Source organism: Paraburkholderia sp. TE9906 (assembly GCF_056279605.1).
Genome location: NZ_JBWCCT010000006.1, coordinates 305,441 through 325,806 on the forward strand (window position 1 = coordinate 305,441; position 20,366 = coordinate 325,806).

17 protein-coding genes are annotated in these 20,366 nt (G+C 63.5%); 11 read left to right on the forward strand and 6 right to left on the reverse strand.

Annotated features, from left to right (window positions below; all coding sequences use genetic code 11):
• Positions 1-184: 184 nt before the first annotated feature.
• Positions 185-523, reverse strand: a complete 339-nt coding sequence (locus tag ACZ9H4_RS18260) for a hypothetical protein (RefSeq protein WP_408142873.1) — start codon at positions 521-523, stop codon at positions 185-187.
• A gap of 156 nt (positions 524-679) precedes the next feature.
• On the reverse strand, positions 680-1,066 hold the full coding sequence (locus ACZ9H4_RS18265; RefSeq protein ID WP_408142871.1) for a DUF6232 family protein: 387 nt from the start codon (positions 1,064-1,066) through the stop codon (positions 680-682).
• A gap of 298 nt (positions 1,067-1,364) precedes the next feature.
• On the opposite strand from ACZ9H4_RS18265, the gene gltS reads away from it, so the two are divergent.
• From gltS to ACZ9H4_RS18315, 10 genes are all read left to right on the forward strand, one after another.
• The gene (gene gltS, locus ACZ9H4_RS18270; RefSeq protein WP_408142869.1) at positions 1,365-2,567 is read left to right on the forward strand and encodes a sodium/glutamate symporter; all 1,203 of its coding nucleotides are present in this window, start codon (positions 1,365-1,367) and stop codon (positions 2,565-2,567) included.
• Between the two features lie 368 nt (positions 2,568-2,935).
• Positions 2,936-4,669: an IlvD/Edd family dehydratase gene (locus tag ACZ9H4_RS18275; RefSeq protein WP_476120116.1), complete on the forward strand. Its 1,734-nt coding sequence runs from the start codon at positions 2,936-2,938 to the stop codon at positions 4,667-4,669.
• Between the two features lie 251 nt (positions 4,670-4,920).
• Entirely contained in the window at positions 4,921-6,252 is a 1,332-nt protein-coding gene (locus ACZ9H4_RS18280; protein WP_408142865.1) for an MFS transporter, read from the forward strand.
• Between the two features lie 313 nt (positions 6,253-6,565).
• Positions 6,566-7,648: an ABC transporter ATP-binding protein gene (locus tag ACZ9H4_RS18285; RefSeq protein ID WP_408142863.1), complete on the forward strand. Its 1,083-nt coding sequence runs from the start codon at positions 6,566-6,568 to the stop codon at positions 7,646-7,648.
• Positions 7,638-8,564, forward strand: a complete 927-nt coding sequence (locus tag ACZ9H4_RS18290) for a carbohydrate ABC transporter permease (protein ID WP_408142861.1) — start codon at positions 7,638-7,640, stop codon at positions 8,562-8,564. The genes ACZ9H4_RS18285 and ACZ9H4_RS18290 overlap by 11 nt, the downstream gene beginning before the upstream one ends.
• Positions 8,561-9,448: a carbohydrate ABC transporter permease gene (locus tag ACZ9H4_RS18295; protein ID WP_408142859.1), complete on the forward strand. Its 888-nt coding sequence runs from the start codon at positions 8,561-8,563 to the stop codon at positions 9,446-9,448. The genes ACZ9H4_RS18290 and ACZ9H4_RS18295 overlap by 4 nt, the downstream gene beginning before the upstream one ends.
• A 111-nt stretch (positions 9,449-9,559) precedes the next feature.
• Positions 9,560-10,894: an extracellular solute-binding protein gene (locus ACZ9H4_RS18300; protein WP_476120120.1), complete on the forward strand. Its 1,335-nt coding sequence runs from the start codon at positions 9,560-9,562 to the stop codon at positions 10,892-10,894.
• A gap of 83 nt (positions 10,895-10,977) precedes the next feature.
• The gene (gene arfA, locus ACZ9H4_RS18305; protein WP_408142856.1) at positions 10,978-12,498 is read left to right on the forward strand and encodes an arabinosylfuranosidase ArfA; all 1,521 of its coding nucleotides are present in this window, start codon (positions 10,978-10,980) and stop codon (positions 12,496-12,498) included.
• A gap of 34 nt (positions 12,499-12,532) precedes the next feature.
• Complete coding sequence (locus tag ACZ9H4_RS18310) at positions 12,533-13,276, forward strand: FadR/GntR family transcriptional regulator (protein ID WP_408142854.1); 744 nt, start codon at positions 12,533-12,535, stop codon at positions 13,274-13,276.
• Between the two features lie 199 nt (positions 13,277-13,475).
• Complete coding sequence (locus ACZ9H4_RS18315) at positions 13,476-14,027, forward strand: glutathione peroxidase (protein ID WP_408153177.1); 552 nt, start codon at positions 13,476-13,478, stop codon at positions 14,025-14,027.
• A 163-nt stretch (positions 14,028-14,190) separates the two neighbouring features.
• Here the strand turns inward: ACZ9H4_RS18315 and ACZ9H4_RS18320 are convergent, their stop codons facing one another.
• The 3 genes from ACZ9H4_RS18320 to ACZ9H4_RS18330 are packed head-to-tail and all read right to left on the reverse strand — an operon-like array spanning position 14,191 to position 17,993.
• Positions 14,191-15,249, reverse strand: coding sequence for a serine hydrolase domain-containing protein (locus tag ACZ9H4_RS18320; protein ID WP_476120123.1), 1,059 nt, complete (start codon positions 15,247-15,249; stop codon positions 14,191-14,193).
• A gap of 18 nt (positions 15,250-15,267) precedes the next feature.
• On the reverse strand, positions 15,268-16,560 hold the full coding sequence (locus ACZ9H4_RS18325; RefSeq protein ID WP_408142849.1) for an MFS transporter: 1,293 nt from the start codon (positions 16,558-16,560) through the stop codon (positions 15,268-15,270).
• On the reverse strand, positions 16,557-17,993 hold the full coding sequence (locus tag ACZ9H4_RS18330; protein ID WP_408142847.1) for a M20 family metallopeptidase: 1,437 nt from the start codon (positions 17,991-17,993) through the stop codon (positions 16,557-16,559). The genes ACZ9H4_RS18325 and ACZ9H4_RS18330 overlap by 4 nt, the downstream gene beginning before the upstream one ends.
• A 146-nt stretch (positions 17,994-18,139) precedes the next feature.
• Here ACZ9H4_RS18330 and ACZ9H4_RS18335 point away from each other — a divergent pair, with 146 nt between their 5' ends.
• Positions 18,140-19,045, forward strand: a complete 906-nt coding sequence (locus ACZ9H4_RS18335; RefSeq protein WP_476120387.1) for a LysR family transcriptional regulator — start codon at positions 18,140-18,142, stop codon at positions 19,043-19,045.
• A 137-nt stretch (positions 19,046-19,182) separates the two neighbouring features.
• Here the strand turns inward: ACZ9H4_RS18335 and ACZ9H4_RS18340 are convergent, their stop codons facing one another.
• Entirely contained in the window at positions 19,183-20,361 is a 1,179-nt protein-coding gene (locus tag ACZ9H4_RS18340; RefSeq protein WP_408142845.1) for a porin, read from the reverse strand.
• Between the last annotated feature and the right edge of the window lie 5 nt (positions 20,362-20,366).

Consider the following 20,366-nt stretch of genomic DNA (forward strand, 5'->3'; position numbering starts at 1 on the left):
CGGAATTCACGAGCGGCCGCGGATGGAGACACGCTCAAGCCACATCAAAGCGAAGACACCCTGCAAGAAGGAACGCAACAATGGAAGCGGCGACTCTACATGGCCCGTCGGGCACAATTGCCAAGATGTGTAAAGGTTTGCTCGCGGTGAGTCAGGCGCCGGTACGCGCCTGCATCGGCCTGCTTCAATCCGGGCGCGAAGCTCGAATCATGGTCGCATGCGCGCGGCCCAGCGTCGCGCGCTCGAGGGTGGCGCTCAGCACACCGATCACGTCGTCGACACTGCGCGAGGTCACTTCGATGCGAAAGACGATGTGCTCGCGCAGCTGGTCGACGGTCACGATGTAGAGACGCAGATCGCCGCCGAGCGCGGCATGCAATGCTCGCCGCGCAAGGGCCGACGACGTGCCGGGCACGGTCACGTCGATAACGACGAGCGGAACCATCGGATGGGCGGCGCGGTGGCCGATGCGCGAAACGCGCGGCACGGAGATGTCAGACGTGGCGACTGAAGTGAGCATCATGGTTGCGCCGACCCGCAGAGGCGGCGCGCGTTGTCGATACCCGCTCCACTTTAATCAGGCGCGCCTCAATGGCACGCAAAAGCTGCGGCTGCGCGAATCAAATTTGTGTTAACGAGCTTGTGCTAATGAGCGAGTGTCGTACAAACGTGGACGGCGTCACGCCTTCTGCACCGCCGCCGCTTTCGCTTCGTCCACCGCCGCGCCCACCCGCTCGACGAATTCGCGATCGGTGCTCATCAGCGCCTCGCGTTCGCCGTCGGCTGTCTGCACCATCAGCCGATGCGTGATGTCCTGCGTGGCCCAGGTGAGCCAGCCGACCGCGACCAGCATCACGCCGCACACAATGCCCGCCGGCGAACCGAAGATCACGCCGGCAATCGCGCCGATCAGGCCGAGCACCGAGATCGTCACCGGCAAGACCTTGTTCTTCTGTACGGTGACGACCTGCACGCCGACGATATCGCGCAGCGGAAAAACCTGGCCGGCGGACGAGAGTGCATTGCGCGTGACCGACACGCCGCGATCGTTGAAAGGGGTTTCCATCGGGTTCAATGCGAGGTAGTGAAGGAGAAGGGCGCAGCGTAGCAGACTTCAACGCGACCAGTGACGTGACATGATGCCCGGATTGTGGCGGGTCAAGGAAATTTCTACCCTGAGCCGGCGGAATGGCTAACATGAAGCATGGTTGTCGATGTGCCCGTACGTGAATAGAAAATAATCCGCTCGCCTGCCCAGGTCGGCGGTCGTCTATTGCTCGCGCAATCCCGGGTCGACCCGATCCCGCCACGGCGGCACGCCCAAGGGATAAGACGTGATTGCGCTTCCGGTCGGGAGGTCATTCATGAATATCGGCGTATACGGAACTCTGGTCGCGACCTCGCTCGTCCTGCTTCTCGGCGAGAAGCTGATTCAGTGGATTACCGTGCTGCGCACCTACTCGATTCCCGCACCGGTGGCCGGTGGGCTCATCGTTGCCGTCGGTGTGCTGCTGATACGTCTTACGACGCGTATCGAAGTGCGCTTCGAGCCCGCGCTGCAGGTGCCGCTCATGCTCGCGTTCTTCTCGACCATCGGTCTCAATGCGCATATTTCCAGCCTGAAGGCGGGTGGGCCCGTGCTGATCCGATTTCTCGCGCTCGTCAGTGGACTGCTGATACTGCAGAACGTGGTCGGCGTGTTGCTCGCCTTCGCGCTCGGCGTCGATCCGCTCTTCGGACTGCTCGGCGGATCGATCACGCTGTCGGGCGGTCATGGCACGGGCGCCGCGTGGAGTCAGGTCTTCACCGAGCATCATGGGCTGAACTCGGCCACGGAAATCGCCATCGGCTGCGCGACGTTCGGGCTGGTGATCGGCGGGGTGCTCGGCGGTCCGATTTCACGCCTGCTCATGCGTCGAATCGGCGACGACGAAAGGCGGCGTATTTCCGATCGCGAGAACGAGACGCTGGTCTTCGAAGAGCCCAAAGCCCAGCAGCCCACTACGCCCGCTGCGATCATCACGACGCTCGCGTTGATCTCCGTGTGTCTGACCGTGGGCGAGGTGGTGGCCGAGTGGCTGGCCGGGACCGTCTTCGAATTGCCTACGTTCGTCTGCGTGCTGTTCGTCGGCGTGCTATTGAACAATGGGCTGTCGCTCGTGCGGGTGCAACTCGATCAGCATGCGGTCGCGCTCGTGGGCAATGTCAGCCTCGCGTTGTTTCTGGCGATGGCGCTGATGAGACTCGACCTGTGGGAACTCGCGGCGCTCGCGGTGCCGGTCATCGCGATCCTCGTCGCGCAGACGCTGCTGATGGCGCTGTATGCGGTGTTCGTGACGTTCCCAGTGATGGGGCGCAACTACGACGCGGTCGTGCTGAGCGCCGCGCATTGCGGCCTGGGCATGGGCGCGACGCCCACCGCCATCGCCAACATGCAGGCGATTACCAACCGTTTCGGCCATTCCCACATCGCGTTCCTGATCGTCCCGATGACCGGCGCGTTTTTCATGGACATCGTCAACGCGATCGTCATCAAGCTGTTTCTCGCGCTGCCGTTCTTTCGCTGATACGCTTGAGGCGGGCCGATCGGCTTCGCCAGAGGATGACCAATTGCGGGACCGCGAATTCAGCGTCTATCTGTGTCGCACCTTCGCGGGACGCCCATCCCGCGCACGTCCCACCCTCTGATACCAAAACTGATATCGATACCGCCAAAAATTTAATTGGAAAGATATCGGCCTGCTCCGTACACTTCAGCAGTCCCATAAATTGAGCGACAGCCTTCCGTGATCCGCATTCCAGAGCTTTGCGAGGCCCGAGACAGCGCGGAACGCGCTGTAGCCAGCCGCTTAATCGTCATCTCGCCGGTCGCGCCGCGCCGGTTAGGTCAAACTGGCCGGTGCTGTGCCCCGGCACGTGCATCAAGGAAATAGGCATGTCGGAAAATAAGCGGAAATTGCGTTCGGCTGAATGGTTCGGCACGGCCGACAAGAACGGCTTCATGTATCGAAGCTGGATGAAGAATCAGGGCATTCCCGATCACGAATTCGATGGCCGTCCGGTCATCGGCATCTGCAACACCTGGTCGGAACTCACGCCGTGCAACGCGCACTTTCGCAAGATCGCCGAGCACGTGAAGCGTGGCGTCTACGAAGCGGGCGGGTTTCCGGTCGAGTTCCCGGTGTTTTCAAACGGCGAATCGAACCTGCGTCCGACCGCGATGCTCACGCGCAATCTCGCGGCGATGGACGTCGAGGAAGCGATCCGCGGCAATCCGATCGACGCGGTCGTGCTCCTCACCGGTTGCGACAAGACCACGCCCGCGCTGCTGATGGGCGCGGCGAGTTGCGACGTGCCGGCGATCGTCGTCACCGGCGGTCCGATGCTGAACGGCAAGCTCGACGGCAAGAACATCGGTTCGGGCACCGCAGTGTGGCAACTGCACGAATCGCTGAAGGCGGGCGAGATCGACCTGCATCAGTTCCTCTCGGCCGAAGCCGGCATGTCGCGCTCGGCGGGCACCTGCAACACGATGGGCACGGCCTCGACGATGGCGTGCATGGCCGAAGCGCTCGGCACGTCGCTGCCGCATAACGCAGCGATCCCCGCGGTCGATTCGCGCCGCTATGTGCTCGCCCATATGTCAGGAATCCGTATCGTTCAGATGGCACACGAAGACCTCAAGCTGTCGAAGATCCTGACGCGCGAGGCCTTCATGAACGCGATTCGCACCAATGCCGCGATCGGCGGCTCGACCAATGCGGTGATTCATCTGAAGGCGGTTGCCGGTCGCATGGGCGTCGATCTCGAACTCGACGACTGGGTGCGTATCGGCCGCGATACGCCGACGATCGTCGACCTGATGCCGTCGGGCCGCTTCCTGATGGAAGAGTTTTATTACGCGGGCGGTCTGCCGGCGGTGCTGCGCCGGCTCGGTGAAGCGGACCTGCTGCCGCATCCCGGTGCGCTGACCGTCAACGGCAAATCGCTGTGGGACAACGTCAAGGACGCGCCCAACACCAACGACGAAGTCATCCGCCAGCTCGACAACCCGCTCGTCGCCGATGGCGGCATTCGCGTGCTGCGCGGTAATCTTGCGCCGCGCGGCGCGGTGCTCAAGCCGTCGGCGGCCACGCCCAGTCTGCTCAAGCATCGCGGACGCGCGGTGGTGTTCGAAAACCTCGAGCACTACAAGACGCGTATCGTCGACGAAGACCTCGACGTCGACGCCAATTCGGTCATGGTGATGAAGAACTGCGGCCCGAAGGGTTATCCGGGCATGGCCGAAGTGGGCAACATGGGGCTGCCGCCGAAGCTGCTGCGCCAGGGCGTGAAGGACATGGTGCGGATTTCGGACGCGCGCATGAGCGGCACCGCCTATGGCACGGTGGTCTTGCACGTGACGCCGGAAGCGGCGGCGGGCGGGCCGCTCGCCGCCGTGCAGGACGGCGACTGGATCGAACTCGATTGCGATGCCGGCACGCTGCATCTGGATATCAGCGACGCGGAACTGGAGCGCCGCATGGCGCAACATGTGCCGCCGCAGGCGCCGGCTGGCGGCGGTTATCAGCGCCTGTACGTCGATCACGTGCTGCAGGCCGATGAAGGCTGCGACCTCGATTTCCTCGTTGGTTGCCGCGGCGCCGCCGTGCCGCGACATTCTCATTGACGTCATAGGCTCGGCGACGCATGTCGCGCTGAGTCGAGTGAGCCGTGTAACCGCCAGGCGGCGGTTACACGCGGTCTGATCAGAACCCCGAGTTTCACGCGCACCACGCGCGGGTCGCGCGCAGCGACGCAACAGTCGCGCGCGCGCTCGCGCCGTCGCGTCGCACTGCTGGCCGGCGCAAAGGCGCCTACGGACATGCAGGCCGCGTCGCGCATCCACACGACACCACCCTAATCGATGGAGACAGTGCAATGAGCACCAAGCCGGCCGGCGCGCAGCAGGTTGCTGCGCCTTCGCATGTGGAGCAGGGCGACGAGCAACGCATCGTCGGGATGCTGACGCGCAGACTGATTCCATTTCTCGCGCTGATTTATGTGGTCGCTTATATCGACCGCTCGGTGGTCGGTTTCGCGAAGCTGCACATGAATGCGGCGATCGGCCTGAGCGACGCGGCTTACGGCCTCGGCGCGGGCCTGTTCTTCATCGGCTATTTTCTGTGCGAAGTACCGAGCAATCTCGCGTTGGAACGCTTCGGCGCACGCGTGTGGTTCGCGCGCATCCTGTTCACGTGGGGCGTCATCACGATGGCGATGTCGCTCGTGGAAGGGCCACGGAGCTTCTACGCATTGCGCTTTCTGCTAGGCGCCGCGGAGGCGGGCCTTTATCCCGGCATTCTTTATTTCCTGACCAAATGGTTTCCGATGCGGCACCGCGCGCGCATCATCGGGCTGCTCGTGCTGGCGCAGCCCATTGCCGGCATCGTGACCGGGCCGATTGCGGGCATGGTGTTGTCGACGCATGGCGCGTTCGGTCTGTCGAACTGGCAGATCCTGTTCGTGCTGAGCGGATTGCCGGCCGTGCTGCTGTGTTGGCCCACGCTGCGTCTTCTGCCGGAGTCGCCCGCCCGCGCGCACTGGCTCGCGTCGGCAGATCGTGCGTGGATCGAACGTGAACTGGCTACCGATCACGCGTCCTACGGGCTCGAATCGCATCGCAATCCGCTCGCCGCGCTGAAGGACAAACGCGTGCTGCTGCTGGCGCTGCTGTTTCTGCCGTTTCCGTTGAGCATCTACGGATTGTCGTTGTGGCTGCCGACCATCATCAAGGCATTTGGCGTCAGCGATTCGACCACGGGTCTGCTGTCGGCGGTGCCGTATCTGTTCGCCGTGGTGGGTCTGTATCTGGTGCCGCGTCATTCGGATCGTCACGGCGAGCGTTATTGGCACATCGTCGTCGTATCCGCTCTCGCGGCCGTGACGATGGCGGCCAGCGCGTGGGCGCAAGCGCCGCTGCTGCAATTCATCTTCATCTGCCTGACGGCGTTTTCGCTGTATTCGATCCAGGCAGTGGTGTGGGCGCTGCCGGGTCAGTTCCTGACCGGCGCGAGTGCGGCCGTCGGCATTGCGACGATCAATTCGCTCGCCAATCTCGGCGGTTATCTGGGGCCGTACGGAATCGGGCTCATCAAGGATGCGACCGGCAGCCTCGCCGCCGGCCTGTACTTTCTCGCGGCGACGCTGGTGTTTGCGGTTGTGATTACCTTCGTCGTGCGCTCAGCGCTGCACGCGCCCCGCGCGACGTAAGAAAAAGAAATATAAAAGAGCCCGCCTCGCCGTTGCTTGATCGGCTATTCGAGCGCGGGCTCGTTAACCCTTGCCGATTCTTCACAATTCTCCTGACAGCCAATGTCGGCGCGGGGCTCTGCACCCTGATCAGCGTCCTCAAGCCCGAATCGAAGCATCGCAGTGCGATCCAATACGCATGCGCATACCGAAACCCGAATACCTCGATATCGAAACAGGGATTGGACGTCTCCAATCAGGCTACCTTATTATATTTTCATAATATCAAAGCAGACAGAGACAGCAGTTCCGGGACATAACCCAAGGAGGCGCGGTGACGGGCATTCAGCTCAACGGCGTGACAAAGCGGTATGGCGAGACGGAAGTGATCACGGGTCTCGACCTCAATATCCACGAAGGCGAATTCCTCGTCTTTCTAGGCCCCTCCGGCTGCGGCAAGTCGACTCTGCTGCGCATGATCGCCGGACTCGAAAACGTCAGCGAAGGGCAGATCAGCATTGGCGGCCGCGAGGTCACGAACCTGCCACCGGCGAGGCGCGATGTCGCGATGGTGTTCCAGCACTACGCGCTCTATCCGCACATGACGGTCTACGACAACATGGCGTTCGGACTGCGCAATACGGGTGTCGCCGCGAGCGAGATCGAGCGGCGCATTACCGAAGCGGCCCGTATGCTCGAACTCGATGCGTTGCTCAAGCGTCGTCCCGCACAATTGTCGGGTGGTCAGCGTCAACGGGTGGCGATTGGCCGTGCGGTGGTTAAGGAGCCCGAAGCATTCCTGTTCGATGAGCCATTGTCGAATCTCGATGCGTCGCTGCGCACCCGCACGAGAGTCGAGCTTGCCCGCATCCATCGCCGTCTCAGTTCGACGATGATCTTCGTCACGCACGACCAGATCGAAGCGATGACGCTTGCCACGCGCATCGTCGTGATGAATCGCGGACGCATCGAGCAGATCGGTGCGCCACTCGACATCTACCGCCGTCCGGCCACGCGCTTCGTCGCGGGATTCATCGGTGCACCGGCCATGAACTTTATCGACGTCGAGCCCGCGGGCGATAACGGCGGCCGTCTGCTCGTGCGCCTGCCGGTCGACAATGTCGTCATTCCCACCACCATCGCGGCCGGCGGTTTGCCATTGGGCCAGCTCACGCTCGGCATTCGCGCCGAGCACGTGGTGATCGACGCGAACGGTCCGCTCGGCGGCCGCGCCGAATTCATCGAACGGCTCGGCGATCGCTCGCTCGCGCACGTGAGTCTCGCGAGCAATCAGCTAATCGTGATCGAGATTCCACGCGAATACGAATTGCAGGCCGGCGACCCGCTCCGTATGAGCATAGACGCCGCTCATCTGCATCTGTTCGACGCAAGCGGGACGGCGCATCATGGCGGCTGAGCGCTCGCTGGCGGCCGGTATGCCGAAGGCGCGGCAACGCCGTTTCAGTAATCCCCTCGCGTCCTGGTCGAACGGCCTGTTCGTGCTGCCGTTCGTGGTCGTCTACGTGTTGCTGCTGGTCGTGCCGCTCGGGTACGGCTGGTGGCTGAGCCTGCAAAACGTCGACCTGCTCGCCGGCACGAGCGAGTTCATCGGCATCAAGAATTACGTCGACCTCGCGGCCGATCCGATCTTTCGCGGCGCCGTGCGCAACACGTTCTACTTCGTGTTCATGACGGTGCCGATGTTCGTCGCGCTGGGTCTCGCACTCGCGCTCGTGCTCAACCGGCCGGGCCGGTTTTGCGCGGCGTTGCGGGCGATTTTCTTCGGCTCGTCGGTGCTGTCGGTCACGATCGTCACGCTGGTCTGGAAGCTCGTGCTGATGCCCGGCCACGGACTGCTCGCCGACGTGAGCCACGCGCTGAACCTTCCCGAGTACGTGCCGCTCGTGCACGAAGCCACCGCGCTGCCGATGATCGCGATCGTCACCGTATGGTGGATCGTCGGCCTGCCGATGATGCTGTTCCTCGCCGCGCTTCAACAGATTCCACAGGAGCTGTATGAAGCAGCCGCGCTCGACAGCGCAACGCGCTGGCGCACCTTCGCGTCGATCACGCTGCCGTCGATCCGGCGCACCGTCGCGCTGGTCGCGGTAATCGAAGCGGTGTTCCAGTTCCAGCTATTCGGTCAGGCGCAACTGCTGACCGACGGCGGTCCTAACAACGCATCGCGTCCGCTGGTGCAGTTCATTTACGAATCCGGCTTCCGTCAATGGCTATTCGGCTACTCGGCAGCCGCGGCGCAGGTGCTGTTCGCATTGATGCTGCTGGGCATCGCCGCGCAGGCATGGATCGTTCGCAGAAAGGATTCCGCATGAGCACCGCCGCACTCAAATCCGCCCCGAGTCCTTCTCCCGAGCAACGCTCGCGCGGCTCGCTCGCGGGCCGTTTCGGCGAGCGCGTGATGCTCGGCGCCGTCGTGCTGCTCGCGCTCGTCTGGATCGCGCCGCTCGTGTGGGTGTTCGCGCTGTCGTTCAAGCCGAACGCGTTCCTTCAGCAACATACCGATGTGCTGTTCTCGCCGCCGTTCACGCTGCAGAACTATACGAGCATCATCGGCACATCGGCGGTGGGCGGCTGGTTGATCAATAGCGTGATCGTCGCGCTGGGCCAGACGTTCCTGACGCTCGTCATCGCATCGCTCGCGGGTTACGGTTTCGCGCGCACGAACTTTCCGGGCAAGCGCTGGCTGTATGTAATCTGCCTCGCCGGGCTCGCGGTTCCCGAGCAGGCGCTCGTGATTCCGCTGCACAGCATCTTCGCCTCGCTCGACTGGCACAACACCTATGGTGCGCTGATTCTGCCGCGCCTCGCGTCGCCGTTCGGCGTGTATCTGATGACGCAGTACTTCAAGGCGGTGCCCGTGGATATCGAGGAAGCGGCGTTGCTCGACAACGCGTCGCGCTTCAAGGTGTTCTGGCGCATCGTGCTGCCGCTGTCGATCCCCGCGCAGGCGACGCTCGCGATCTTCACGTTTCTCAGCGCGTGGAACGACTACCTGTGGCCGCTCGTGTCGGCATCGAAGCCGGAGATGTACACGCTGACTATTGGCCTCGCATCGACACAGGGCAATTTCGCACAGTCCGAGGGGATTGGTTATCTGATGGCGCAAGCGGTGTTCGCCGGCCTGCCGATCTTCGTGCTGTATCTGTTCTTCCAGAAGTACATCGTGGCGGCGGTGGCGGGCACCACGGTGCGGTAGTCGAGCTTGGCGAAGCACAACCGAAGCACAACCGGTCACGCCAATGACCACCCGGCAGCCGCGCACAGTCGTTCGGAAAGACGCGGCTCATTATCGACCTAGGAGACAACGATGAAAAGATCGCTCGTGCGCGGTGCGCTTTCGCTCGCCTTGCTGAGTCTGACGGCCGGCCTGACGGCGCCGGCGCAGGCCAAAACCGAAATTACGCTGTCGCGTTTCTTTGGCGCCTGCGACGCTGAATACGGCAATGTGAACGACGTGAGCAAAGCGGCGGGCGAGTGCGGCATCATCACGACGCTGGTCAACCAGTTCAATGCGACGAACAAGGAAGACATCGTCGTCAAGCCGCAGATCATCGAATGGAATCCTTACTATACGCAGATCGACGCGCGCATTCTCAGCCATGACGTGCCGACCATTTCGGTGATGCACGAAGCCGTGCTCGGCGACTACGTGAAGCGCAAGCTCGTCGAGCCGCTCGACGACGGCTTCAAATCGGTCGGCGTCGATACGAAGGACTTCACGGGCCACGCGCACCGTGGCGTCACATTCGGCGACAAGACCTACGCGTTGCCGTTCGACACGCATTCGTGGCTCTGGCACATCAACGTCAATCTGTTCAAAAAGGCGGGTCTGGTCGATGCGAGCGGCAAGCCGATCCTGCCGACCACGCCTGACGAACTGCTCAAACAGGCGAAGCAGTTCAAGGACAAGACCGGCCTGCCGTACATCACGATGCCGATCGCGAACGAGAGCGCCGCGCAGACGCGTTCGCTCTACACGATGGTGTATCAGCACAACGGCACGCTGTTTCCGTCCGGACCGACGAAGATCGATCTGCAGGGCAAGCCCGTGACGAACGCGCTGCAACTGCTCGACGCTCTGATGAAGGCGGGCGACATCACGCCGAATCTCGACTACGGCGCATCGAACCAGGCGTTCATGAACGGCAAGGCCGGCGTGCTGATCTGCGGGACCTGGGTGATCGAAGACCTGACCAACCTGGCGAAGAAGTCGGACTCGCCGCTCGCCAACAATGGCTATGACGTCGTGCCGTTCCCGAACCTGTTCCAGAAGAAGGCGGTGTGGGCCGACGGCCATTCGTGGGTCATGCTCAAGGGCGGCGCGAAGGACGACAAGACGCGCCACGCCGCGTTCGTGTTCCTCAAGTTCCTCTACGACCACGACGCCGACTGGGCGCGCACCGGGCATCTGCCGGCGCGCCAGTCCGTCATCGATAGCGCAGCATTCAACGCGTTGCCGCATCGTTCGTCGATCAAGGAAATCTCGTCGACGGGCTATTCGCTGCCGAACACGGTGCCGCGCCAGTTCGCGATTCAGGAGATTGTCGGCAGCGAGGTCAGCAACATGCTGACCTCCGGCAAGCCGATTCCGGCGGTTCAGAAGGACGCGGAAGACCGCGTCAACAAGCTGTTGTCCAGGTAATTGCCGCCCGGCGGCCGAACTTGTCAGCCAGCGCGCCGCATCGGGCGGCGCGCCTCGTCGATCTCACAAGAGGACCTCTCACCATGATTACTTCCCGCCTCGTCGTCGACCGCGATTTTGTCGTCGCGGACCTTGACCGGCGCGTGTTCGGCACCTTCGTCGAACATATGGGCCGCTGCGTGTACACCGGCATCTACGAACCGGGCCACCCCGAAGCCGATGAGCGTGGCTATCGCAAAGACGTGATGGAACTGACGCGCGAACTCGGAGCGACGATCGTCCGCTATCCCGGCGGCAACTTCCTGTCGGGCTACAACTGGGAAGACGGCGTCGGTCCGAAAGAGAAGCGGCCGAAGCGCCTCGATCTCGCGTGGTATTCGGTCGAAACCAACCAGTTCGGCACCAATGAATTCATCGACTGGTGCCGCGAGCTCGACATCGAGCCGATGTACGGGGTCAACCTCGGCACGCGCGGACCGGACGAAGCGCGGCATTTCGTCGAGTACTGCAATCATCCGGGCGGCACCGCGCTATCGGATCTGCGTCATGAGCATGGTTACGAAAAGCCGCACGACATCAAGTTCTGGTGCCTCGGCAACGAGATGGACGGGCCGTGGCAAATCGGCCGCAAGACCGCCGACGAATACGGCCGCGTCGCACTCGAAACAGCCAAGCTGATGCGCGCGGTCGATCCCACCATCCAGCTTGCGGCGTGCGGATCCTCGACCCATGAAATGGCGACTTACGGCGCGTGGGAAGACCGCGTGCTCGAACACTGCTTCGATCAGGTCGACTTCATTTCGCTGCACACGTACTTCGAAAACCGTCACGACTCCACGGCGGAGTTCTTCGGCAACATCGACGTGATGGACCTGTTCATCAAGGAGATCGTCGCGGTGGCGGACAGCGTGGCCGCGCGCAAGCATTCGACCAAACGCATCATGCTGTCGTTCGACGAATGGAACGTCTGGTACAAGGCCCGCTCGATCAACGATCTGCGCAAGCCCGGCTGGCCGAGCGCGCCGCGCCTGATCGAAGAGGTCTACAACGCCGAGGACGCGCTGCTGGTGGGCGGCGCGCTGATCACGATGATGAACAACGCCGATCGCGTGAAGACCGCCTGTCTCGCGCAGCTCGTCAATGTGATCGGCCCGATCATGACCGAGCCGGGCGGCGCGGCGTGGCGGCAGACGATTTTCTATCCGTTCGCGCAGGCGTCGAAGTTCGGTCATGGCCGCGTCCTCAAGCCGGTGATCGAGTCGCCGTCATACGAGGCAGAGACTTTCCCCGAGATCGCCTACCTGTGCGCGGCCGTGGTCGATGACCGGGCGAGCGGCACCACGACGATCTTCGCATTGAACCGGCACCTGACCGACGAGATGGACCTGAACATCGAGTTGCGCGGCCTCGGCGCCGAACGCACGCTCGATCACGCGCTCGAACTTCATCACGCGAACATGAAGGCGGTGAACACGCGCGAAGCGCCGTTGACGGTCGTGCCCGAGACCAACGCCCGTGTGGTGGTCGACGGTGAGAAGATCACCGCGCGTCTGAAGCCGGGCTCGTGGAACGTGATCGTCACGACTGCGGCAAAGCGCGGCTAGGTTGATCGAAGCGGGCGTCTACGAAGGAGGGGTGATGTTCGAGCGTGAGCCCGTCGTCGGTACGATGACGGCACAGGTCGCGAGAATCGTCGGCATGCGGATCGTCTCGGGCGAATTCAGTCCGGGCGATCTGCTCCCCGTCGAAAGCGAATTGTGCAGCGAGTACCGCGTGAGTCGTACCACTATCCGTGAGGCGATCAAGCAGCTCACCGGCAAGCGGCTGATCGAGGTGACGCCGAAAATCGGCACCCGCGTGCTGCCGTTCTCCGACTGGAATCTGCTCGACCGCGACGTGCTCGCGTGGCGGCTCAATGCGCAGTTCGATTCGAAGATCGTCGAAGACATCTTCGAGATGCGCCTGTGCTTCGAGCCGCGCGCGAGCTTTCTGGCGGCGCGCCATGGCAGCGACGACGACCTGCAACTGATCGAGCGCCGCTACCGTGAGCTGGCGGACGCCTACGCGTCGCCGGCCGCGCAATCGGATGTACGCGCCGTGGGCGAAGCGGTGCTGGAGTTCCACATGGCGATCATCGCGATGTCGCAGAACGGCATGTTCATCACGATCGGCAGCGCGATCAAGGCCGCGTTGCGGGTGTCGTCCGAGATGCTGCTGCGGCAGGCTGCGCGGCCCAGCGAAGATATCGAACTGCACGACGCGGTGCGCAGCGGGATCGTCGCGCGGGAACCGGAGGCCGCGTCCGCGGCGATGACGCGATTGCTCGCGGCGTCGCGCGAAAGAATGCTGAGGTACACCATCAGTCCGAAAGACGCCGGGTGAAGGCGCGAGGGCGGGTGATTGATCGAGGTGCGGCTTGCCGGTCGTGAAGACTGCGCGTCTCGTTGAGCGCACAGGATGCCTCGGAGCGCCTTCTGCCGAAACGCGGCGGATCGGGTAAGCTGGATCGCTTCACCGTTCGACTCACGCGTTCGGCTCACGATCACGCTGACGAGCGGCCCATCTTCAACCAGGAGGCTCCATGGCAGAAGCGCTATTCGATATTCCGCTGAAAACAATCGACGGCAATGCAGCGAGCCTTGCCGATTATGAGGGCAAGGTGCTGCTCGTCGTCAACGTCGCGTCGAAATGCGGGCTCACGCCGCAATACAGCGGCCTCGAAAAGCTGTATCAGGACAAACGCGCGTCGGGTCTGGAAGTGCTCGGCTTTCCCGCCAACAACTTCAAGGGCCAGGAGCCGGGCAGCGACGGCGAGATCGCCGCGTTTTGCAGCACGAGCTATGACGTGCATTTCCCGCTCTTTTCGAAAATCTCCGTGCTCGGAGGAGATCAACATCCGCTGTACGCGCGCCTGACTGAAGCGCGACCCGCCGCGACCGGCGAAGGGCCTTTCCGTGAAAAATTGAAGGGCTATGGCGTCGATCCGGAAAATCGCGTGGACGTGCTGTGGAATTTCGAAAAATTCCTGATCGGCCGCAACGGCGAAGTGGTCGGCCGCTTTTCGCCCGACGTCACGGCGGATGATCCGCGTCTCGTCACCGCTATCGACGCGGAACTCGCCAAGGCGGCGTAATGGAGTGAGTGGTGTGGAGGCCGTGAGTGCGGCGCGAATCGGCCGCGCTCGCACTCATGCTTGCGTTCAATCGAGTTGTTACGGTCTTTCAGGGCCGCCGGGTGAGCGAAGGCGAAGACTCATCAACCTTCACCCAGCGGCCTGAAATCGCACACACGAAGCATCAATCGACACAGATCGCATCGACCGCATTGAGAACGAGCCCGAAGAACTCGTTGGCGGCGGCCGGGTTCAACCAGCGCACGATCACCGTCATCCGGCGCTCGGGCTCGATCCACGTAAATGAACTGCCCGCGCCCACGCCGAAATAACTTGATGCCGGCACGCTCGGGAAAACCTTGCGATCGGTATTGAGCCAAACCAGATAGCCGTAAAACGGTGCGATCGCGCATGGCGTACGCATCCGCGCGATCCACTCGCTGGACAGAATCCGCCGGCCGTTCACGACGCCGTCGTTCAGCAGCAGTTGCGCGACTTTCAACTGATCGTTCGCGCTGACCGACATGCCGCCGCCCCAGTGCGTGCCGCCCGGAACGGACTGCATGCGCCGACCGTCGATCTCGACCCACGCATGGTCGTAACCGACCCATTGCCAGTTTTCGCTCGCGCCGGCCGGGCGCATGATCGCTTCGCGGAACACCTCGGGCAGCGGTTGCCGGAACAGATGCAGCAGCGCCAGCGAAAGCTGGTTGATGCGCACGTCGTTGTATTCCCAGTACGTGCCGGGGCGTTGCAGCGGACGCAGCTCGCCTTTTTTGCCATCGGGCGGCGCGGCGAAATTGACGGCGCGATAGTGGTCTGCCTGATCCGACAGGCCGAAATACGTGCCTTGCCATTCGCTCGTCTGTTGCAGCAGGTGCGCCCAGGTCACGTCAGCGTTGTGCGCATCGTCGAAGCCGATGCCGGGCACCCGCACGCGCACTGGTTCGTCCACGTCCGGCAGCAAGCCGCGATCGTGCGCGATTCCGGCCAGCAGCGCGAGGTACATCTTCGCGACGCTGAAGGTCAGATCGGCGCGATCGGGCTCGCCCCATGAAGTGAGCACGCGGCCGTCCACCGCGATCGTGCCCGACACAGGGCCGCGATCGTGCACCGGACCGAGCAGCCGGTTCCACGGCGGCGGATCGTTGACGTGCACGCCCCACGCGCCGTCGACGTGACGGTCCCAAAGCGATTCGTGATCCACTGCGAACTGCACTGCCTGTTGCAAATCTTCTTGCATGAATAGAGTCCTGTCGGTTCAACGCGCATTCAGACGAACGCGGGCCCATACGATAGTGAAAAGACTGATCACGGCCGCGAGCATCAGATAGAGCCCGGGCGCGAGATTGTTGCCGGTCGCGGCGATCAGCGCCGCGACGGCGAGCGGCGTGAAGCCGCCGAACACGGTCGTGCCGATGTTATAGCCGAGCGCCATGCCGGTGGTGCGTGTGCGGGTCGGAAAGAGTTCGGACATCAACGCGGGAATCGGCGCGAAGTAGGTGGCCTTCAGGAGCGCGACCCATACGACGGCGGCGAGCAGCGTCCCCAGCGACGGATGCGCGTTCATGAACATGAACGCCGGATAGACCGTCAGGAAGAACAGCACGCCTGCGCCCAGCATGATGCGGATGCGGCCCACCTTGTCCGACCAGTGGCCGACGATCGGCGTCAACACCATCATGATGCAGCCGGCCAGCAGCGTCGCGATGAAGCCGGACGACGGCGCGAGGCCGAGTTGCCGGGCCGCATACGTCGGCATGTATAGCAGCATGTAGTTGGCCGTGGTCGTGAGCACGAGCGAGCCGATCGAGACCAGCACGCGCTCCTTTTGCGTTGCCAGCAATTCGCGCACCGGCGAGGCGGATTTCTCCGCACGTTCGAACTCCGGCGTTTCGTCGATCCGGCGGCGAATGTAGAGTCCGACCGGCCCGATCAGCATGCCGAACAGGAACGGAATACGCCAGCCCCAGTCGTCGAGTTGCGATTGCGTGAGTGCGCCGGTCAGCACCGCGCCGAACGCGGACGCGATCAGTGTGCTCGCGCCCTGGCTGGAGAACTGCCAGCTTGCCATGAAGCCTTTGCGAGCCGGCGCATGCTCGATCAGAAACGCCGTCGAACTGCCGAACTCGCCGCCGGCCGAAAAGCCCTGCAATAGCCGTGAAGCAAAAATGCCGATCGGCGCGAGCAGGCCGATTGCGGCATACGAGGGCATCAGCGCGACCATGCCGGTGCCGAGCGTCATCAACCCGATCGACAGCGTGAGCGACGCCTTGCGGCCTTTGCGGTCGCTGAACGAGCCGAGCGCGAGCGCGCCGATCGGCCGCGCCAGATAAGAGAGCGCGAAGGTGCCGAGCGTGAGCAGCAGCGACACCGTTTTGTCGTGGACCGGAAAGAAGGTCCGCGACAACGTGGTGGCGAAGTAGCCGTACACGATCAGATCGTAGAACTCGAGCGCATTGCCGATCGACGTCGCGAGGATCAGGCGCGATACGCCCGAGCGCGCTTTGGGTTCGGCGATCGTGCCGTCGACTGTGGCGGAATCGATGCTCATGACGGGACTCCCTGGCGGCGTTGCGTGGGAAGCGCGGCTGCGCTGTTGGGGGCATCGGCATCGCGCACGCCGAGGTCCCAGAAGAGGCCCGACATGATGCGCAATCCTTCGCGCACCACCGGAGCGAGCAGATGCTCGTCCGGCGCGTGCTGCGAGCAACCGGGGTACGAGTGCGGCACCCACAGCGTCGGCATGCCGAGCACGTCGGCGAACACGTCGTTGGGCAGCGTGCCGCCGAGGTTCGGCAGCAGTACCGGCTGCTTGCCGGTGGTTTGCTGCAGCGAGCGCAACGCCCACTGTACCCATGGGTTGTCGGGATCGACGCGGGTCGCGGGCACGCCGCGCTCGACATCGATGTCGACCATGCCGAAGCCGTGCTCGTCGAGATGGCGGCGCACGATCTGTTCGAGATTCAGCCAGTCGGTGCCGACTACGAAACGGATCTGCAGGTGCGCGAACGCGTGCGGCGGAATCGCGTTGACCGGCTTCTCCGGATTGCCGGTGCGAAACGCGAGCACTTCGAGACTGTTCCAGCCGAACACGCGCTCGGCCGGCGTGAGGCCGGGTTCGCCGTAGTCCGCATCCACAGCGGGCTCGCCCGGATTGCCGCCCACCTGGAGCCCGGCCAGCGCACGGCGCACCGCGTCGGGCATCGGCGGCGGGCGCAGACCTTCGACCATCACCCGGCCGTTGGCGTCGACCATCGACGCGATTGCATTGGCGAGCACCACGCCCGGGTTGCGCAGCAGGCCGCCCCAGTTGCCGGAGTGATGGCCGCCGTCGCGCAGCTTCACGTCGAGCCGGAAGTTCACGAGGCCGCGCGAGCCGAGAAAGACCGTGGGATGCTGTGCGGTCAGACGCGGGCCGTCGGATGCGATCAGCACGTCGGCGGCCAGTTCGTCGCGCAGTTGTGCGCAAAGTTCGTGAAGTCCCGGCGAACCGACTTCCTCGCCGGTTTCGAACAGCAGCTTCAGGTTGAAGCCGAGCTTGCCGTCGCGCGTATCGAGCACCGCTTTCAGGGCGGCCAGGTTGATGCTGTGCTGGCCTTTGTTGTCCGCCGTGCCGCGCCCGTACCAGCGCTCGCCGTCGACGGTGACGCGCCACGGCGCGAGGCCTTCGCGCCACTGCGCGTCGTAGCCGCGCACCACGTCGCCGTGGCCGTACGACAGCACGGTCGGCAGCGCGTCGTCTTCATGCCGGTGGGCGATCAGAAACGGCCCCGCGCCCGCCACCGGATTCTCGGCGATGCGGCAGGTGAAGCCCCATTGCGTCAGCGTCGGCGTGATTTCATCGCTCAGATAGGCGCGCAGGCGCTCGCCGCTGTCGGCTTCCTGGCTCTCCGTGCGGAAAGCGACGCGGCGCTGGAGGTCATCGAGAAAGCGGCCGGAATCGTACTGCTCCGTCGCATGTTGAATAGCCGAGTCACGGGTCAACGTTGTTCTCCGGTGGGGCGCGCCGCGAGCGCGAGCGCTGGATTCGAAGCGATGTCGCGATCTTGGGGTGGACGATATTTGTGGACAATTACAATATTTGGCAGATATCGTTGCCGAAACGGCAAAGCGGAAAAACCATGAGCCAGTTGGACAACACCGCGCTGCGCTACTTTCTCGAAGTGGCGCGCAGCGGTTCGCTGAGCAAGGCGTCGGGGCGTTTGTACGTCGCCGTGTCGGCGCTCAGCAGACAGATCGCAAAGCTGGAGGAGGACGTCGGCACGGCGCTATTCGAGCGGCGGCCGCGCGGCATGGTGTTGAGCGACGCCGGGCGTCTGCTCGTCGAGCACGCGCGGCGTAGCCTGCTCGACGCGGAGCGCGTCACCGAGGAAATTCGTGGACTGAGCAACGGCGGCCGCGCGACGATTCGCATCGCGAGTTCGGAGGGCGTCGCGCCGCATTTTCTGCCGCAGGTTTTCGCGCGTTTTCTGAAGACGCACCCGGCCACGCATTTTCAACTCGAAGTGTCGGCGCCATCGGTGGCGACGCAGCGCGTGCGCGACGGCACTACCGATATCGCGGTGTGTTTCAGCATTGCGCCGGAGCCGGACATCAACGTGGTGTACGCGCAGCGCGCGCCGATTTTCGCGCTGGTGCGGCGTGATCATCCGCTCGCGGCGCGCGACGCCGTTTCGCTCGCGGACCTGCTGCCGTGGCCGCTCGCAATCGACAACCAGGGCGTGACGATCCGTCAGCTATTCGACATTTCCTGCAGCCTGGAAGGCCTCGTGTTCGATCCGGTGTTCGTCAGCAACTATCATGCGGCGCTGCAAAGTTTCGTGCTGCAAACCGATGCCGTCACGGTGACGGGTTTTCTGACCGTGCGCAGCCGGCTGGAAGTGGATGGGCTCGTCGCGATACCGATCAGTAATCCTGAACTGCACCAGCGCTCGCTGCAGATTCAGACGATGGCCGGGCGCGTGCTGCCGCGCGTGGTGCAGGCGTTTGTCGAGCTGTTGACGGGGGCGATCGACAATCCCGCGCTTCTGGATTGAGCGGGTGGGCGCCGTGCGAGCCCGCTTCGTGGGCGACGGCCTATGCCGCAAAAAGAAAAACGCCCCGCAGGGCGTTTTCCAGAAGCTTCGAATCCGCACGGCAGGAACGCATGCGCTCCCCGCCGTCCAGGACCCGCTTAGAACTTGTGACGGATGCCGACGCGGAATGCCAGCTGGTTGTCCGCGCCCGTGCCCGACGTGCTGAAGTAGCTCGTGCTCGAACCGATCTGCGCTTGCAGATCCTGCGTGCCGTTATGGCCCGACGCGATCTGATAGATACCCAGTGCGTACACGTCCGTGCGCTTGGAGAGCGCGTAGTCGGCGCTCAGGTTCACCTGGTTCCAGTGACCCGTGTTCGCGCCGCTCAGATGCATGTACGTGTAGCCGGCGCCTGCCGTGATAGCCGGCGTGAACGCGTACTTCGCGCCTGCTTCGTACGCGGCGAACGTGGTCGATTCACCGGAGATCGGTGCGAGGCGCGTGTTCGTATACAACGCCCACAGCGTCGCTGCGCCGATAGCGTAGCGGCCGCCAGCGCCGAAGGTGCGCAGATCCTGGATCTGACCGTTGCCGAGCGTCGGGAACGTCACGTTAGCCAGCGAGGTCGAGAAGGCCGGCGATGCCTGACCCGGGTAACGGATGTCCGTGTACGCGACGCCCAGACCGAAGGGGCCGTTGGCGTAGTTCGCGCCGAAGCTGTAAGCGCGCGACGAACCTGCAACCGTTGCAGCGGTCGTGCCCGTAGCAGGCGAGCCGGCGAAGCCGCCAGCCTGGTTCGAGAAGCCGTACATCGCGCCGAACGTCAGGCCCGAGAAGTTCGCGCTGCTGAACTTGACCGAGTTGTTGATACGGCTCGACGTCAACTGGTCGACGTCGTTGATGTGGTAAGCGTAGTTACCCGCGACGGTCAGGCCGCCGGTCGAGTAGTTGCCGCCGAGGTAGTCGGTGGAAAACGAGTACTGGCGACCGAACGTCAGCGAGCCGACGTTGTTCTGCGACAGACCGACGTAAGCCTGACGGCCGAACATCGCGCCGCCCTGGCCGAGCGTGCCGTTGCCGCTGTTAAAGCCGCTTTCCAACACGAACAGCGCCTTCAGGCCGCCACCGAGATCTTCCGTGCCGCGCAGGCCCCAACGGCTGCCTTGCGCCACGCCGTCGTCGTACTTGAAGAGCTTGTCGCTGCCGGTGGCCGACTTCGAGTTGTTCACATAGCTGATACCTGCGTCGATCAACCCGTACAGTGTGACGCTGCTTTGCGCGTGAGCGGCGGTAGCGAAGACGGCGAGCGTAGCGGCGGTCAATACTTTCTTGTTCAAGACTT